Here is a 17,203-nt window from a genome sequence, read left to right on the forward strand (position 1 = left end):
CCTGCCCGCGCGAGGACACCCAGCCCGCGTAGACGCTGACCTGGGTGTCGTAGGAGCGGTAGGCGCTCTGCACCGCCAGCGAGAGGCCGGCCTCGGAGCGGGCGGCGGCGAAGAGCGGGACGAGGGCGTCCGCGGTCGCCTGGCGCATCGGCTGCCGATTGACGTAGGGCACGTCGGGGAAGGTCAGGTCGGCGGGGACGTAGTCGACCGGCGCGAGCGTCCGCAGCTTGTTGACGACGACCCAGGTGCTCGCCGGGTCGTCGACGGACTGCGCGGTGAGGTCGATCCCGGAGGCGGTGGGAGTGGGTGTGGGAGTCGGAGTGGCGGTCGGCTCCGCTGTGGGCGCCGAAGTGGTCGCGGCGGCGGAGGGCGACGGAGCGGGCGGCGCCGTCGAGGGGGTCGGCGAGGGCGCCGGCGCTCCGTTCCCGATGGCGGCTCCGACCCCCAGCGCGGTCAGGCCCGCCGCGGCGGCCACACCCCCGATGACCAGGGCTCGGCGGCGGACGGGGCGCCCATCGGTCGGCTCGTTCTCGTTCGACGTCATCCTCCGAGCCTAGACAGACCCGTTCCTGCGCATCTGCTGAAGCACCGGCGATCGGTTCTGTCCACCCGTGCCCCTCCACGCGGGTCGCGCATATCCTCTAAGGATTCACATAAGCAGACCCCCTAGCTTGAGTGACAGCCACGACTCCGCGTGCGACCGCCCCCTCGGCTGCACGGCCCCCCACGGAGCCGTCGATGGAAGGACCCCATGCTCCGACCCCTCACCGCACCCTCCGTCCCTCTCGCCGCCCTCGCTCGGACGCTCGAGATCGGCGACGAGGGCGGCCTGACGGCCGAGATCAGCGGAGTGACGCTGATCGCCTCCGACGTCGAGCCCGGTGACCTCTTCGTCGCCCTGCCCGGGGTCAACCGTCACGGGGCCGAGTTCGTCGAGCAGGCCGTGGCCCGCGGCGCCTCCGCCGTGCTGACCGACGCCGCGGGCGCCGACGCCGCGCGCGCGACCGGTCTGCCCGTCCTCGTGGTCGACGACCCCCGCTCCCGCCTGGGCGCCGTCGCCGCCGCCGTCTACGGGACGGCCGAGCGCTCCCCCGTGCTGCTCGGCGTGACCGGCACCAACGGCAAGACGTCGACCGTCCACATGCTCGAGGGGATCCTCCGCCAGCTCGGCGTCGTGCCCGGCCTCAGCTCGACCGCGGAGCGCCACATCGGCGACACCTCGGTGACCAGCGGCCTGACCACCCCGGAGGCGACGGAGCTGCACGCGCTCGTCGCCCGCATGGAGGAGGAGGGCGTCGGCGCGGCCGCGATCGAGGTCAGCGCCCAGGCGCTCACCCGCCACCGCGTCGACGGCGTGGTCTTCGACGTCGCCGGCTTCACGAACCTCAGCCACGACCATCTCGACGACTACGGCGACATGGACACCTACTTCGGCGAGAAGGCCCAGCTGTTCCAGCCCGATCGCGCGCGCCGGGCCGTCGTCTCGCTCGACTCCCCCGCGGGCGCGCGCCTCGTCGAGGTCGCCGGCGTGCCGGTCACCACGATCACCTCCCTCCCGGGCGTCGACGCCGACTGGACCGTGACGGTGCTCGAGCAGGAGTTCGGCCGCACCCGCTTCCGGATCGGCAACCGCGAGGGCCGTGCCATCACGACCTCCGTCCCGATCATCGGCACCCACATGGCCGCCAACGCCGGACTGGCGATCGTGATGCTTATCGAGTCCGGTCGGCCGATCGGCGAGATCCGCGCCGCGCTGCACCGCGACGGCGGAGTGGACGCCTCCCTCCCCGGCCGCACCGAGCGCGTCTCGGGCGAGCGCGGCCCCACGGTGTACGTCGACTTCGGACACAGCGCCGACGCCTTCGCGCGCACACTGGAGGCCGTCCGCGAGGTCACTCCCGGCCGCGTGGTCATGGTGTTCGGCGCCGACGGCGACCGGGACGCGCTCAAGCGCCCGGCGATGGCCGAATCCGCCGTCCTGGGCAGCGACGTGCTGGTCGTCACCGACCACCACCCGCGCTTCGAGGACCCGGCCTCGATCCGGCGCACCCTCGTCGAGGCCGCCCGCGCCGCACGTCCGGACGCCGAGATCCACGAGGTCGACGACCCCAAGCGCGCCATCCGCGTCGCCGTGTCCCTGGCGCACGAGGGCGACGCCATCCTCTGGGCCGGCCCCGGGCACCAGAACTACCGCGACATCCTCGGCGTGCGCACGCCGTACTCGGCCCGAGCCGAGGCCCGCGCAGCGCTCCGTGAGGCCGGCTGGGCGGACGAGGCGGTCCCCGCTCCGGCCTGATGCACGGCCCCGGCACGGCGGCCCTGAGATCCCGTTCAGGCTCGCCGGACGCTCTGTCGCGCTCTCCGCACGCGGTGTAACTTTGCGCAGCACGCAACGTTTGCGGCGGATCGCCGTGCCTGGACGCGTCCGCCAGACAAGGGGACCACCGTGGCCGACTCCGCCTCCGCTCCATCCGCTCCGACCTCGACGCCGTCCGGCGCCGTGATGTCGCACCGGCAGATCCTGTTCGTCATCTTCGGCCTGATGGCGGGGATGTTCCTCTCCTCGCTCGACCAGACCATCGTCGGCACCTCGATGCGCACCATCGCGGACGACCTCGACGGCCTCTCGCAGCAGGCGTGGGTGACCACCGCCTACCTGATCGTCTCGACGATCGCGACGCCGATCTACGGCAAGCTCTCCGACATCTTCGGACGCCGCCCGCTCTACCTGATCGCGATCGTGCTGTTCCTGATCGGCTCGACGCTCGCCGGATTCTCGACCTCGATGCTCGGCCTCGCGGGCTTCCGCGCCGTGCAGGGCCTCGGCGCCGGCGGGCTCATGTCGCTCGCGCTCACGGTGATGGGCGACATCCTGCCCCCGCGCGAGCGCGCCAAGTACCAGGGCTACTTCCTGGCCGTCTTCGGGATCTCCAGCGTCGTCGGACCGCTCATCGGCGGCCTGCTCGCCGGCACCCCCGAGATCCTCTTCATCACCGGCTGGCGCTGGGTCTTCCTGATCAACCTCCCGATCGGCGCCGTCGCGCTCTTCATCGTCGTGCGGTTCCTCCACCTGCCCAAGCCCGCCGGCAAGCGCTCGGTGCGGATCGACTGGTGGGGCGCCTCCCTCGTCGTCATCGCCGCGGGACCGCTGCTGCTGATCGCCGAGCAGGGCCGCGAGTGGGGCTGGGGCTCGCCGGTCGCGTGGGTCTGCTACATCGTCGGCGCGCTGGGCGTCATCGGCTTCATCGCGGCCGAGCGGATGATGGGCGACGACGCGCTCATCCCCCTCAAGCTCTTCCGCTCGCCGACCTTCTCGATGGCGACCGTGCTGGGCGTCCTCGTCGGCTTCGGCATGTTCGGCGGCATGATGGCGATCCCGCTGTACCTGCAGCTGGTGAACGGCGCCACGCCGACCGAGTCCGGCTTCCTGATGCTGCCGATGATCCTCGGCCTGATGATCGCCTCGATCGTCTCGGGTCAGATCATCTCGCGCACGGGCCGCTACCGCGCCTTCCCGATCGTCGGCACCTTCCTGATGTCGGCCGCGTTCTTCTACTTCACCTTCGTGACGATCGACAAGCCGGTGATCTTCATGATGGGCGGGATGCTGATGCTGGGCCTCGGGCTCGGGCAGATGATGCAGACCCTCACCCTGGCCTCGCAGAACTCGGTCGACGTGGCGAACATGGGAGTCGCGACCAGCGCCTCCACGTTCTTCCGCCAGATCGGGGGCACCCTGGGCACCGCCGTGATCTTCTCGGTGCTCTTCAGCCGCATCCCCGACACCATCGCCGCGGCCTTCAAGAACCCGGCGCTCGCGGCGGATCTGCAGCGGGCCGCCACCGACCCCGCCGTCGCCGCGGATCCGGCCAACGCCGGGATCCTGAAGCTGCTGCAGTCGCAGGACACCGCCGCGATCGGCTCCGCGCTCGACGGGGACACGTCGTTCCTGAACACCGCGGACCGCGCCCTGTCGGCCCCGTTCCTGACCGGGTTCAACGACGCGACCGTGACCGTGTTCCAGGTCGCGCTGGGCGTGGTCCTGCTGGCCTTCGTGCTCTCGTGGTTCCTCAAGACCCCGCCGCTGCGGGCGAAGTCAGCCATGCAGGAGGCGCACGACCTCGCGGCCGAGGACAGCGCGGAGGAGCTGCGCCGCACGGACCCGCAGCTGGCCGCGCGCGCCGGGGCCGACCTGGCCGCGGGCAGCATCGAGCCGGACGTCCGGACGGACTCGATCCGCACCGCTCCCCCCCGCGACGGGCACGGCGCCCACCGGGCCTGATCGGGAAGCGCCGGCCGACCGCGCCTGCGCTCCGCTGCTCTCCTCCGAGGCGCCGCCTCCGCCGCCCGGACACCGCCCTCACCGCGGTGTCCGGCCGGGGAGGCGGCGCCTCGCGGTCGTCCGGGGCACGATGTCCCGCGTTCCAGGGAGAGAGCGCTCCACCGGGGCTCTAGGATGGTCGGACCGCTGCCGAAGGAGTCCGCAATGAGCGCCGCCCCCACCCCCTCCCCCGCGACCCCGAGCCTCTCGGAGCAGGTCGCCCGCGCCGACCGGCTCGCCGTCCGCGACTGGCCCGCCGGCTTCCTCTGGGGATCCGCGACCGCCGCCGCCCAGATCGAGGGCGCCGGCCACGAGGGCGGCAAGGAGGACAGCATCTGGGACGCCTTCTCCCGCGTCCCCGGAGCGGTCGCGAAGGGCGACACCCCCGAGGTCGCGGTGGACCACTACCACCGGATGCCCGCGGACGTGCGGCTGATGAAGGAGCTGGGGCTCGGCTCCTACCGCTTCTCGGTCAGCTGGGCGCGCGTGAAGCCGGGCGACCGCGCCGTGAACCCCGAGGGCCTCGACTTCTACTCCCGCCTGGTCGACGAGCTGCTCGGCGCCGGCGTGCTGCCGTGGCTCACCCTCTACCACTGGGACCTCCCGCAGGCCGTCGAGGAGACCGGCGGCTGGGCGAACCGCGACACCGCCGAGCGATTCCGGGACTACGCCGAGGCCGTCTACGAGAGCCTCGGCGACCGGGTGCAGCACTGGACGACGTTCAACGAGCCGTTCTGCTCGACCCTGCTCTCCTACGGCGCGGGCGTGCACGCCCCCGGCGTGATCTCGCAGCAGAAGGCCCTCGCCGCCGTGCACCACACGCACCTCGCCCACGGGCTGGCCGTCTCGACGCTCCGGCAGCTCGGAGCGCAGAACCTCGGCATCACGCTCAACCTCTCGAACGCCGTCCCCGACGACCCCGAGGACGAGGCCGACCTCGACGCCGCACGCCGCTTCGACGCCCTCCAGAACCGGATCTTCCTCGACCCGCTGCTGCGCGGCGAGTACCCCGGGGACCTGCTCGAGGACGTCGCCGGGCTCGGGCTCGACGAGCTGATCGTCGACGGCGACCTCGATCTCATCTCGCTCCCGCTCGACTTCCTCGGCGTGAACCACTACCACGACGACAACGTCTCTGCGCATCCGCTGCCGGCCGGAGCCGACGACTTCGCCCAGGCGACCGACCGCGAGGTCGGCTCCCCCTGGGTCGGCTCCGAGTTCATCACCTTCCCGTCGCGCGGGCTGCCGCGCACCGCGATGGACTGGGAGGTGAACCCCGACGGGCTGCGCTACCTGCTGACCCGCCTGGGCCTGGAGTACGAGAACCTCCCTCCGCTCTACGTGACCGAGAACGGCGCCGCCTACGACGACGACGTCGAGGACGGCCGCGTGCACGACGCGGACCGCACGCAGTACGTGCTCGACCACGTCGAGAAGGTCGCCGACGCGATCGACCAGGGCGCCGACGTCCGCGGCTACTTCGTGTGGTCCCTCCTCGACAACTACGAGTGGGCCTGGGGCTACGAGAAGCGCTTCGGCGTCGTGCGCGTCGACTACGGCACGCAGGAGCGGATCGTGAAGGACTCGGGCCTGGTCTACTCCCGACTGCTCGGCGGCAGCGCCGCGGCGATCCTGGACTGACCCGTGAGCGAGCCGACGGGCGTCCGCGGCGGGGGCCGCTCCCCCACCCTCGAGATGGTCGCGGCGCGGGCCGGAGTCTCGCGCGCGACGGTCTCGCGGGTGGTCAACGGCGCCCCGCAGGTGGCGGCCGAGATCGTGGCCGCCGTCGAGAAGGCGATCGGCGAGCTCGACTACGTGCCCAATCACGCGGCGCGGATGCTCGCCTCGCGGCGCACGCAGTCGATCGCGCTGATCGTGCCGGAGTCGACCGCGCGCGTCTTCGCGGACCCGTTCTTCGCCTCGATCGTGCAGGGCGCCGCGATGCGCCTGGCCGACACGGACTACACGCTCTCGATGCTGATCGCGTCCGAGACGGACGGCGAGAAGACGCGGCGGTACCTGCTCGGCGGCAATGTCGACGGCGCGCTCGTGGTCTCGCACCACTCCGGCGACCACTCCTACGCGGCGCTCTCGGGCACGCTGCCGATCGTCTTCGGCGGCCGGCCGCTCTCGCCGGACGAGCGCGGCTCCTACTTCGTCGACGTGGACAACACGGAGGGGGCGGCCGTCGCCACCGCGCACCTGATCGAGCGCGGCCGGCGCCGGATCGCCACCATCGCGGGCCCCGCCGACATGCCGCCGGGCGTCGACCGCCTGATCGGCTGGCGCGGAGCACTCACCGACGCCGGCCTCGCCGACGACCTCGTCGAGTGGGGAGACTTCTCGCCGGCCAGCGGCACCGAGGCGATGCGCCGCCTCCTCGCCCGCGACCCCGACCTGGACGGCGTCTTCGCCGCGAACGACCAGATGGCGGTCGGCGCCTACGCCGCCCTCCGCGAGGCCGGCCGCCGGATCCCCGAGGACGTGTCCGTCGTGGGCTTCGACGACGATCTCTTCGCGCGGAACGCCGTCCCCGCGCTGACCACCGTTCGCCAGCTCCCCGACGAGCTCGGCGCCCGCATGGTGGAGCTGCTGACCGCCCGCATCGAGGGGCTCCCCGTGGAGCACCGCACGCTGATGCCGACGTCGCTGGTCGTCCGCGCCAGCAGCTGACGCCGGCCCGCGACTGTCCAGGAGTCGTCGCAGTCGACGCCGAGTGCGACGACTCCTGGACAGTCGGAGAACTCCGCGTGCTCGATCGGATGCGGACGGGCGAACGGATCCGGACGGTGAGGCGGACGCGGGCGGCGGGGCGGGGATGGACGAGCGGGTCGATCCGTCGACGGGGTGCATCACGGTCGCCAGCCGTGGGCCACGAGAGCGGCACGGAGCTCGGCGATCGTGCGCGCCCTGCCCCGGGTCAGACCCTCCGCGCGGACGACCACGACGATCCAGCCCGCGAGGTGCAGGGCCAGGAGCCGTTCACGATCGCGTGAGAACTGCGCGTCGTCCGTCCGGTGCTGGCCGCCGTCGTACTCCGCCACCACCTTCCACCGTTCGAAGACCAGATCGCCGACCGCGAGCAGTCGGCCGCCGATCCTGATCTCGGCGTTCACGTCGGGCGCGGGCAGTCCCGCCTCCTCGACGAGAGCGCGGAGCCAGGTCTCCCTCCGCGAGGCGGCTCCGGTCGATGCCAGCCGCAGAGCCTCAGCCAGGCCGCGTCGGCCCCGGCCCCGATGGGAGGCCAGGCGGTCCTGCAGCTCGTGAAGCCGGACATGGGGACGCGGATCGTCCCGGCGCGGGTAGCGCGGCTCGAACAGGAGGTGGTCCGTCGCCGCGAGGAGATCGCGGGCGGACAGCAGTGGCGCGAGCGCGATCCACGTCGACACCGCTCCCGTCACCGGCAGGCCGTGCCGCTCGACCCTGTCCGTCTCCGTGAGGGTGTGGCCGATCACACCCCGGGTCCTGGGGGGCCGGTGCGGCGTCGTCGCCGACACGTGGATCGGATCGTCCTCGCCGGGTCGCGCCGGGAGCGGCACTCCCCAGGCTTCGGCCGCGGTCAGGTGGGAGAAGAGCTGCCAGGGCCGCAGCCGCGGCAGGTAGGCGGCGGCTCGTTCCAGGTGCGTCACGGGCGCCACCCGGGTGCGCACTCCGTGGAAGGGGCTGGCCAGGGCGGGAGTGCGCAGTCGGGCGTCCGTCACCCCTGCGCGGAGTGCCGCTCGCCGGGTGAAGGCTCCGAGGTCGGTGCTGGACATGCCGCGATTCTGGCGGTCCGTGATCCTCGTCCGACTCCCGCGATCCGCATTCTGTGGACGAACCCCTGATCCCGCACCTGGGGAGGCGCGCCTCCCACCACGACTGTCCAGGAGTTGTCGCAGTCGGCGTCGAGTGCGACAACTCCTGGACAGTCGGAGCGATCGATGTCGAGTGCGACACCTTCTGGACAGTGGGAGCGACCGACCTCGACACGTCTGACGAGTCGAGAGGGCCCGCGTCAGAGGAAGAGCGGCGCCGGGTCGAGGGCGGCGAAGCGGCGGCGCATGACGGCGACCGCGTCGGCGTGCTCGTCGACGAGGACGAAGCGGCGGCCGAGAGCGTGCGCGACGGCGCCGGTCGTGCCGGAGCCGGCGAAGAAGTCGAGGACGGCGTCGCCCTCGCGGCTGGACGCCTGCACGATGCGGCGGAGGATCCCCTCCGGCTTCTGCGTCGGGTACCCGGTCTTCTCGCGGCCGGTCGGCGAGACGATCGTGTGCCACCACACGTCGGTCGGCCGCTTGCCGCGCTCGGCCTTCTCGGGGGTCACCAGGCCCGGGGCCATGTACGGCTCGCGGTCCACGGCGGCGGAGTCGAAGTGGTAGCCGCGCGGGTCCTTCACGTAGACGAGGATCGTGTCGTGCTTGGTCGGCCAGCGGCGCGTGGCCTTCGCTCCGTAGTCGTAGGCCCAGATGATCTCGTTGAGGAAGCACTCGCGGCCGAAGAGCGCGTCGAGCAGCACCTTCGCGTAGTGCGCCTCGCGGTAATCGAGGTGGAGGTAGAGGGTGCCGTCGTCGGCGAGGAGCCGCCACGCCTCGGCCAGACGCGGCTCGAGGAACGACCAGTAGTCGTCGAAGCGGTCGTCGTAGCGGAGGAGGTCGCCGCGGATCCGCTCGTAGCTGCGCCCCTTGAAGCCGGCGATCGTGCCGGTGGTGGAGCGCACCGAGGTGGTCGAGGTGCGCACCTGCGCCCGGCCCGTGTTGAACGGCGGGTCGAGGTAGACGACGGTGAAGGCCCCGTCGGCCAGCTGCGGCAGGACCTCGAGGTTGTCGGCGTGGAACACCGCGCTCCGCGACTCCGGGACGCCGTCCGCGATCTGGATCGTCCTGGGCACCCGGCAATTGTGCCAGTGCGTGTGAGCCCGGCGACACGCTCCGCACCTCGCACCCGGGCTCGACGGGTGCCGGGAGGCTCCGGCGTAGAGTGGCGCGATGATCTCCGAGGTGCGCCACGACGAGGACTCGTCCCGCTACACGCTCTGGCTCGACGGCGAGACCGTCGGAGTCGCGGACTACGCGGTCCGCGGCCGCGACGTGGTCTTCCTCCACACCGAGATCGCGCCCGAGCACCGCCACGAGGGACTCGGCGACACCCTCGTCGAGGCGGCCCTCGACGACGCGCACGAGCGCTTCGGCGGGCGCATCGTCCCGGCCTGCCCGTTCGTCGCCGAGTTCATCGCCGAGCACCCGGACTACCAGGAGCTCCTCGCGAGCTGACGGGAGCCCGCCGGACCGGCCCGCCGCGTACCGCTCCGGGTCCACGGGCCGGCGACCGCCGCCCCGGACCCGCCGGTCAGGGGACGCGCCGCAGCCACTCCGGAGTCGAGTACTTCGTCCGCACCAGCTCCTCCGCCGCCGCGTACTCCTCCTCGGTCAGCGTCCCCGCCTCGCCGCCGTGCAGCTGCACGAAGGTCGCCTTCATCCGCTCGATGATCTCGGCTCGGCTGAGCCCGGTCTGGCTGCGCAGCGGGTCGACGCGCTTCACGGCGGAGGCGATGCCCTTGTCCGAGAGCTTCTCGCGGCCGATCCGCAGCACCTGCACCATCTTCTCGGCGTCGATGTCGTAGCTCATGGTCACGTGATGGAGGACGGCGCCGGAGCCCAGGCGCTTCTGCGCGGCGCCGCCGATCTTGCCCGAGGGCGAGGTGATGTCGTTGAGCGGCTGGTAGACCGCGTCGATCCCGAGCGACTGCAGCGCGCTGACGGCCCACTCGTCGAGGAAGGCGTAGGAGTCGGCGAAGGTCAGCCCCTGGACGAGGTCGCCGGGGACGTAGAGCGAGTACGTGACGACGCTGCCCGCCTCCATGAACATCGCGCCGCCGCCCGAGATGCGGCGGACCACGTCGACGCCGTACTTCGCCGCGTTGTCGAGGTCGACCTCGTTGCGGAGCGACTGGAAGCTGCCGATGACGACGGCGGGCTGGTCCCACTCCCAGATCCGCAGCGTCGGCTCCCGGCGGCCCTCGCCGACCGCGGCGGTCAGCACCTCGTCGAGCGCCAGGTGGGTCGCGGGAGGGACGGCCCGGTCGTGCACGATGCGCCAGTCGTAGTCGCGCCAGCTGGTCGCCTTCTGCAGCGAGCGGCGGATCGCGACCGCGACGGCCTCGGGCGTGAAGCCGAGCAGGACCGCGTCGGCCGGGAGCGCCTGCCGGATGGCGGCGGCGATGGACTTCGCGTCGGTCTCGGCCGGGAGGCCCACGACCGCGCGGTCGATGTCGTCGAGGGCCGTGTCGGGCTCGAGGAAGAAGTCGCCCGCCAGGCGGAACCCGGCGAACCTCCCGTCGACCACGTCGAGGTCGACGACCACGAGCTTTCCGCCGGGGACCTTGTACTCGCCATGCATGACGCCAGCCTAGGCGCGAGCCGGGGCGGGGAAGCGCTCGCCCAGCCACTCCACGAGATCGGCCGTGACCTCGGCCCGGTTGAGCTCCTGGAACAGCTCGTGCCGTGCCTCCGGGTACACCCGCACCGAGACGTCCGTGTACCCGGCCCGCCGCCGGTAGGCCTGGGCGAGCGCGCGCACCGACCGCTCGCCGCCGAGGGTGTCGTCGGCGCCCACGACCAGCAGCAGGGGCAGTGGATGCTCGGGCCCGCGCTTCGGGCGGCCGACCAGCCGCAGAGTCTCGACCAGCCCGATCCGCTTCGCGAGCGGCGTGGTGAAGGTGAGGGGGTCGTCGTGGAACCGCTGCCAGACCTCCGGGTCGCGGGAGAGCCACTCGAGGCCGAGACCGCCGGCGACGCGGTGCCGCTTCGCCAGGTCGCCCGCGTTCATGTGCCCCGGGAGGCGGTAGGCGGTGCCGCTCAGCACGAGCGCGGCGTAGGCGCCGGAGTGGCGGTCGACGATCCGCTGCGCCATGAGCGACCCCCAGGAGTGGCCGAGCAGCACGATCGGCACTCCCGCGCTCTCCTCCGCGAGCAGCTCCGTCAGCCGGAGGATCGCCGCCTCGGTCGCGCGCAGGCCGCCCGGCCCCAGCAGTCCGAGCCGGGAGGAGTCGCCGCCGTGCTGCTCGAGGCCGGTCCGGCCGTGCCCGCGGTGGTCGTCCGCCGCGACCGCGTACCCGGCGGCGACCAGCGCCTCCGCCAGCTCGACGTAGCGCCCCGAGTGCTCGCCGACCCCGTGGGCCAGCTGCACGATCGCGCGGGGCGAGGGGTGCGGCCACCAGCGGTAGTGGATGACGACGCCGGAGGCGTCCTGGAAGGTCCTGTCGACAGCGGCGCCGGTCATGGTGACCAGTGTGGCGCCCCGGCCGCTGGGCGCGAGGGACGCGCGGAGAACTGAGAAGATACTCACGATCCATCGGCGGGCACCCTGCTCATCACGGTGCCTCGCTACCTTTTCCCTTGACGAGCGACCCCCGCGACCGTCCCCCGACCCCCCCTTCACGAGCGAGGCCAGCCCCTTCATGACCGTATCGCCCCTGATCTGGACCCTGACGATCGTCTTCATCGTCCTGCTCCTGCTCTTCGACTTCTTCTTCCACGTCCGGAAGGCCCACGAGCCCACGCTGAAGGAGTCGTCGATCTGGTCGGCGCTCTACGTCGGCATCGCCGTGCTCTTCGGGCTCGGCGTCCTCGTCTTCGGCGGAGCGACGCCCGGATCGGAGTACTTCGCGGGGTACATCACCGAGAAGGCCCTCTCGGTCGACAACCTGTTCGTCTTCCTCATCATCATGGCGAGCTTCAAGGTGCCCCGCGCCGACCAGCAGAAGGTGCTCCTCTTCGGCATCGTCTTCGCGCTGATCGCCCGCACCGGCTTCATCTTCCTCGGCGCCGCGCTGATCAACTCGTTCGCCTGGGTCTTCTACATCTTCGGCCTGATCCTGCTGCTGACCGCGTTCAACCTGGTCAAGCCGGGCGACGACCACTCCAGCGACAACGTGATGGTGCGCCTGGCCAAGCGGATCTTCAAGACGAGCGACCAGTACGACGGCGACAAGTTCTACACGCACATCGACGGCAAGAAGGTCCTCACGCCGATGATCCTCGTCATGGCGGCGATCGGCGGAACGGACATCCTGTTCGCCCTCGACAGCGTGCCGGCGATCTTCGGCCTCACCAGCGACGTGTACCTCGTCTTCACGGCGACCGCGTTCTCGCTTCTGGGCCTGCGCCAGCTGTACTTCCTCATCGACGGTCTGCTCGACCGCCTCGTCTACCTCAGCATCGGCCTCGCCGCGATCCTCGCCTTCATCGGCGTGAAGCTGATCCTGCACGCGCTCCACGAGAACAACCTGCCGTTCATCAACAACGGCGAGCACGTGGAGGTCTTCGAGATCGGCACCGGACTGTCGCTCTCGGTCATCATCGGCGTCCTCGTGATCACGGTGATCGCCTCCCTCGTCAGCCCCAAGGGCCGCCGCATGGCCGCCGAGGCCTCCGAGCGCCGCCGCGTGGCCGAGGCCGCGGGCGCGGACGTCGACGCGACGCACTGAGTCGTCTCGTGCGCCGCGAGGCGGCGCACCGCAGTCGGCTCTCCTAGGCGGTCGGTTTCCCGAGAGCGGGTCCCGACCGCCTAGAACGATCCGCTGACACGCGGATCGCTCGTTCGACGGGCCGTCTCGTGCGCCGCAGAGCGGCGCACCGCAGTCGGCTCCCACGGGCGGTCGGGTTCCCGAGAGCGGGTCCCGACCGCCTAGGAGGATCCGCTGACACGCGGATCCCTCGTTCGGCTCGACCGAGCACCGCACGCCGGTGCTCCGCAGTCAGCTCCCCTAGGCGCTCAGGTCCCCGAGAGCGGGTCCCGACCGCCGAGAACGTCCCGCCGGCTCGAGCGCGGACTCCGCTCGCGGAGGGTCAGCGGGCGCGGTAGCGGTGCTCCGGACGGCCGGTGGTGCCGTAGCTGAGGGTCATCTCGACGAGGCCGCGGCCCGCGAGACCCGAGAGGTAGCGCTGGGCGGTGGCGCGCGAGATGCCGGCGCGCTCGGCCACCTCGAGGGCCGACAGCTCGGCGCCCGACTCGGCCAGGCGCGCCAGGACGAGCTGCTCGGTCGCCGAGCGCGAGGGCTGCGCGGCGGTCGCGTCGCCCGAGTGCAGGATGCGCAGCGCCCGCTCCACCGCCTCCTGATCGGCCGCGCGGTCCTCCCGCAGCACGTTCCGGAACCGCACGTACGCGTCGAGGCGCTCGCCGAGCAGGCGCGCCTCGAACGGCTTGATGAGGTACCCGAGCGCCCCCGCGTGCAGGGCGCGCCGCACCGTCGCCCCGTCGGAGGCGGCGCTCACGATGAACGCGTCGGTGTCGAGCTCGCGGAGCAGCGCGATCCCGCTCTGGTCCGGCAGGTGCACGTCGAGCAGGAGCAGATCGGGCGCGTGCTCGGCGACGGCCGCCCGCGCCGCGCGCGCCGTGTGCACCGGAGGAAGGGCCGTCAGCCCCTGCCGCGCCTCGACCAGGTCCGCGTGCAGCTGGGCGACCCGGAAGTCGTCGTCCACCACCAGCACCGTGCGCTCCCGCGCCGTGTCCGCGCTCATGACCGGTCCCCGTCCTGCTCCGGCGGCCGCACCGCTCCGGGGAGGCGCGCGCACAGCACGGCCCCCGACTCCGCTCCGCCGGCGTCCGCCAGCCAGACCTCGCCGCCGCGCCGGGCGGCCACCTCGCGGCAGAGCGGCAGGCCGAAGCCGCGGCCGTGCACGCGACCGTCGTCCTCGACGGGGTCGCCCGCGCCGGCCCGGTCGAACAGCGAGTCCGGATCGAGCACTCCGTCGCCGGAGTCGGCGACCGTCACGAAGAGCGCGTCGCCGTCGTCGAGCAGCTCGACCTCGACGAAGCGCACGTCGCGCCGCCCCTCGACCGCCGCGCGCACCGCGTTGTCGACCAGGTTCCCGACCACCGTGGCGACGTCCTCCGGCTCGACGACGGTGCCGCGCACCAGCGTCTCCTCGCCGAGCGTCAGCAGCACACCGCGCTCGGCCGCCTCGATCCCCTTCGCCCCGACGAGCGCCTGGAGGTACGGCTCCTGCAGCCGGTCGGCGTGCTGCACCGGGTACTTGAGCGGGCCGCGAGTCAGCACCTCGTCGAGGTAGTCGCGCGCCGACGCGGTCCGCCCCGCATCCAGCAGGCCCGCGACCACGTGCAGGCGGTTGGCGAACTCGTGCCGCTGCACCCGGAGCGCGTTGGTCATCGCGCCGACCGCGTCGAGGCGCCGGCTCAGCGCGGCGAGGTCGGTGCGGTCGCGCAGCACCACCACCACGCCCAGGTCGCGGTCGCCGCGGGTCACCCGGCGGATGTCGACGTAGACGATGCGGGAACGGACGACGAAGCCCTCCTCGCCTCCGGGGCGGGGCGGTTCGACGGAGTCCAGCGCGGCGCCGATCGCGTCGGCCAGTGGAACGGGCAGGTCGAGCTCCGCGAGCGGCCGCCCGTGCAGCGCCCGCCCGGTCGGGTCGTCGGAGCCGAGGATCGCGGCGGCCCGCGCATTGCAGACGCCGACGCGCCCGTCGCGGTCGAGCGCGAGCACGCCCTCGTCGACCCCGTCGAGCACGGCGGCCTGGTCCTGCACGAGCGAGGTGAGCTCCTCCGGGGCGAGGCCGAGCGTCAGGCGCAGCAGGCGGCGGCGGATGAAGACGGAGGCGACGGCGGCGAGCACCAGCCCGGCGAGCGCCGCGGCGAGGACGCCGAGCAGCGCGGTCGGCAGGTCGGTGAAGACGCTGGAGCGCGCGAAGCCGATGCTGACCTCGCCGACGACCCGCTGCTCCCCCGCGGCGAAGACCGGGACCTTGGCCCGTGCCGACTCGCCCAGCGTGCCGGTGCCCCACGAGACGCTCTCGCGCCCGGCGAGCGCCTCGTCGGGGCTCGTCGAGACCCGCTCGCCGAGGCGGTCCTCGTCGGGGTGGGCGAGGCGGATGCCCTGATCGTCGGTGATCACGACGAAGAGCGCGCCGGTGCGCTGCTCGACGGCGGCGGCGACGTCCTCGAGCGGTCCGCCGCGCAGCTCCGAGGCGGCGGGCGCGCCGGGCACCGCGGAGGACTCGGCGACCGCGTCGCGCACGTCGGGGTCCTCGGCGACGGTGCGGGCGATGGCGAGCGCCGTCCCCTCCGCCTCGCCGCGCAGCTGCTGGACGCTGAGCGCGGTGACGAGGCCGGCGCAGACCAGCACGGCGGCCGACACCGTGGCGAGCTGCAGGACCAGGACGTGGGTCGCGAAGCGCATCGGGGCCTCCTCGCCGTCGTCGTGCGCAGAATGCGCAGAAGCCACACTATGCGCAGATGTCGCCGTAATGAGCGATACCCCGGCGCCGGACGCGGAGCTGCCTAGGGTTTCCACCATCTCCCGGCCGGCTCTCCCGCCGAGCGCGGGCGGAGGCACTGGACGAAGGAGTCAGCTGTGTTGGTAGTACTCGGTTTCACCATGATCCTGGCCTTCATGGCCCTGATCATGACCAAGCGGCTGACGCCGATGGTCGCCCTGATCGTCGTGCCGACGATCTTCGGCCTCTTCGCGGGCGCCGGCCTCGGCATCGGCGACATGGTCCTCGAGGCGATCGGCAGCCTCGCGCCCACGGCAGCGCTGCTGATGTTCGCGATCATGTACTTCGGGATCATGATCGACGTCGGGCTCTTCGACCCGCTGATCCGCTTCATCGTCCGCGCGCTCGGCGACGACCCGGCGAAGGTCGTGCTCGGCACGGCGCTGCTCGCGGGTGCGGTCTCGCTCGACGGCGACGGCTCGACCACCTTCATCGTCACCACCGCCGCGATGCTCCCGATCTACCTGCGCCTGGGGATGAACCCGGTCGTGCTGACCTGCGTCGCGGGCCTGGCCAACGGCACGCTCAACATCGTCCCCTGGGGTGGACCGACGGTGCGCGCCGCCGCGGCCCTCCAGGTCTCGCCGAGCGAGATCTTCGTGCCGATGCTCCCGTCGCTCGCGGTGGGCCTGGCCGTCACGCTCGTCTTCGCCTGGTTCCTCGGGCTCGGCGAGCGCCGCCGCCTCGGCTCGCTCGCACTGGCCGAGCCGATGCTCGAGCAGGAGCTCGTCGGCGCCGGCCGCGGCTCCTCCTCCCGCTCGGGCGGCGCCCGCACCGGCGGCCTCGCGGCCCTGACCGGGGGCATCCGCACCGTCGCCCGGGAGCGCTTCTCCTTCCTCCGCGGTCCCCAGGCCCTGCGCGGAGCCCAGGTGGCGGTCGCCGCCCGCGTGCAGGCCGACGACGCCGACACCGCGATGGCCGACACGATGCTCGACCCCGAGCGCGAGACGCTGCGCCCGAAGCTGATCTGGGTGAACCTGGTCCTGACCCTCGCGGTGATGACGCTGCTGGTCGCCGACATCCTGCCGCTGCCCTACGTGTTCATGGTCGGCTCCGCGGTCGCCCTCCTGATCAACTTCCCGAAGATGAAGGACCAGGCGGCCGAGATCGTCAAGCACGCGCCGAGCATCGTGGGCGTCGTGTCGATGGTGCTGGCGGCCGGCGTGCTGATCGGCGTCCTCAACGGCACCGGCATGGTCGACGCCATGGCGGAGTGGGTCGTCGCGGTGATCCCGCCGGCGCTCGGACCGTTCCTCGCCGTGATCACCGGCGTGCTCAGCATCCCGATGACCTTCTTCATGTCGAACGACGCGTTCTACTACGGCATCCTCCCCGTGCTCTCCGAGAGCGCGGCGAACTACGGCATCTCGCCGGTCGAGATGGCGCGCGCCTCGATCACCGGGCAGCCGGTGCACCTCCAGAGCCCGCTGGTCCCGGCGATCCTCCTGCTCGTCTCCCTCGCCGCGGTGAACCTCGGCGACCACCACCGCAAGGTGCTGTGGCGAGCGGTCGTCGTCTCGCTGGTCATGCTCGCCGTCGGCGTGCTGGTCGGCTCGATCCCCTTCGGCTGAGCCAGGCGAAGCCGAGCGCCGGAGCGCGAGCGATCGGA

The 17,203-nt window shown here is 72.4% G+C and carries 13 protein-coding genes and 1 pseudogene; 7 read left to right on the forward strand and 7 right to left on the reverse strand.

Annotated elements, in window-relative coordinates:
• Positions 1-544 (reverse strand): annotated as a pseudogene (locus tag C5C35_RS05550) (D-alanyl-D-alanine carboxypeptidase family protein); the annotation flags it as partial.
• A 207-nt stretch (positions 545-751) separates the two neighbouring features.
• Between C5C35_RS05550 and C5C35_RS05555 the strand changes: the two are divergent.
• The 4 genes from C5C35_RS05555 to C5C35_RS05570 all read left to right on the forward strand — a co-directional run bounded on the left by C5C35_RS05555 (position 752) and on the right by C5C35_RS05570 (position 6,994).
• Positions 752-2,296, forward strand: coding sequence for a Mur ligase family protein (locus C5C35_RS05555; RefSeq protein ID WP_104262722.1), 1,545 nt, complete (start codon positions 752-754; stop codon positions 2,294-2,296).
• 207 nt (positions 2,297-2,503) lie between these two features.
• Positions 2,504-4,282 (forward strand): MDR family MFS transporter, encoded by a 1,779-nt coding sequence (locus C5C35_RS05560; protein ID WP_104262793.1) that lies wholly within the window; start codon positions 2,504-2,506, stop codon positions 4,280-4,282.
• Between the two features lie 204 nt (positions 4,283-4,486).
• Positions 4,487-5,962: a GH1 family beta-glucosidase gene (locus C5C35_RS05565; protein WP_104262723.1), complete on the forward strand. Its 1,476-nt coding sequence runs from the start codon at positions 4,487-4,489 to the stop codon at positions 5,960-5,962.
• A gap of 54 nt (positions 5,963-6,016) precedes the next feature.
• Complete coding sequence (locus C5C35_RS05570; protein ID WP_104225165.1) at positions 6,017-6,994, forward strand: LacI family DNA-binding transcriptional regulator; 978 nt, start codon at positions 6,017-6,019, stop codon at positions 6,992-6,994.
• Between the two features lie 179 nt (positions 6,995-7,173).
• Here the strand turns inward: C5C35_RS05570 and C5C35_RS05575 are convergent, their stop codons facing one another.
• Together C5C35_RS05575 and C5C35_RS05580 are read right to left on the reverse strand one after the other, a co-directional pair.
• Positions 7,174-8,076: a hypothetical protein gene (locus C5C35_RS05575; RefSeq protein ID WP_104225159.1), complete on the reverse strand. Its 903-nt coding sequence runs from the start codon at positions 8,074-8,076 to the stop codon at positions 7,174-7,176.
• A 239-nt stretch (positions 8,077-8,315) separates the two neighbouring features.
• The gene (locus C5C35_RS05580) at positions 8,316-9,188 is read right to left on the reverse strand and encodes a site-specific DNA-methyltransferase (RefSeq protein WP_104225160.1); all 873 of its coding nucleotides are present in this window, start codon (positions 9,186-9,188) and stop codon (positions 8,316-8,318) included.
• A 97-nt stretch (positions 9,189-9,285) separates the two neighbouring features.
• Here C5C35_RS05580 and C5C35_RS05585 point away from each other — a divergent pair, with 97 nt between their 5' ends.
• Positions 9,286-9,570, forward strand: coding sequence for a GNAT family N-acetyltransferase (locus C5C35_RS05585; protein WP_104262724.1), 285 nt, complete (start codon positions 9,286-9,288; stop codon positions 9,568-9,570).
• A 76-nt stretch (positions 9,571-9,646) separates the two neighbouring features.
• Here the strand turns inward: C5C35_RS05585 and C5C35_RS05590 are convergent, their stop codons facing one another.
• Both C5C35_RS05590 and C5C35_RS05595 read right to left on the reverse strand, forming a co-directional pair.
• Positions 9,647-10,696: a biotin/lipoate A/B protein ligase family protein gene (locus tag C5C35_RS05590; protein ID WP_104225162.1), complete on the reverse strand. Its 1,050-nt coding sequence runs from the start codon at positions 10,694-10,696 to the stop codon at positions 9,647-9,649.
• Positions 10,697-10,705: 9 nt separating this feature from the next.
• Entirely contained in the window at positions 10,706-11,578 is an 873-nt protein-coding gene (locus tag C5C35_RS05595; protein ID WP_104262725.1) for an alpha/beta fold hydrolase, read from the reverse strand.
• A gap of 178 nt (positions 11,579-11,756) precedes the next feature.
• Between C5C35_RS05595 and C5C35_RS05600 the strand changes: the two genes are divergently transcribed.
• Positions 11,757-12,785 (forward strand): TerC family protein, encoded by a 1,029-nt coding sequence (locus C5C35_RS05600; RefSeq protein ID WP_104262726.1) that lies wholly within the window; start codon positions 11,757-11,759, stop codon positions 12,783-12,785.
• A gap of 361 nt (positions 12,786-13,146) precedes the next feature.
• Here the strand turns inward: C5C35_RS05600 and C5C35_RS05605 are convergent, their stop codons facing one another.
• Together C5C35_RS05605 and C5C35_RS05610 are read right to left on the reverse strand one after the other, a co-directional pair.
• A complete protein-coding gene (locus C5C35_RS05605; protein ID WP_104262727.1) occupies positions 13,147-13,818 on the reverse strand; it encodes a response regulator in 672 nt (223 codons plus the stop codon).
• Positions 13,815-15,497 carry a sensor histidine kinase gene (locus C5C35_RS05610; RefSeq protein ID WP_104262728.1) on the reverse strand — a complete coding sequence of 561 codons (1,683 nt, stop codon included), beginning with the start codon at positions 15,495-15,497 and terminating at the stop codon, positions 13,815-13,817. The genes C5C35_RS05605 and C5C35_RS05610 overlap by 4 nt, the downstream gene beginning before the upstream one ends.
• A gap of 198 nt (positions 15,498-15,695) precedes the next feature.
• Here C5C35_RS05610 and C5C35_RS05615 point away from each other — a divergent pair, with 198 nt between their 5' ends.
• Complete coding sequence (locus tag C5C35_RS05615) at positions 15,696-17,165, forward strand: CitMHS family transporter (RefSeq protein WP_104233156.1); 1,470 nt, start codon at positions 15,696-15,698, stop codon at positions 17,163-17,165.
• Positions 17,166-17,203: the final 38 nt, after the last annotated feature.

The organism is Rathayibacter sp. AY1F8 (genome assembly GCF_002932165.1).
In the GTDB taxonomy this organism is placed as follows: Bacteria; Actinomycetota; Actinomycetes; order Actinomycetales; family Microbacteriaceae; genus Rathayibacter.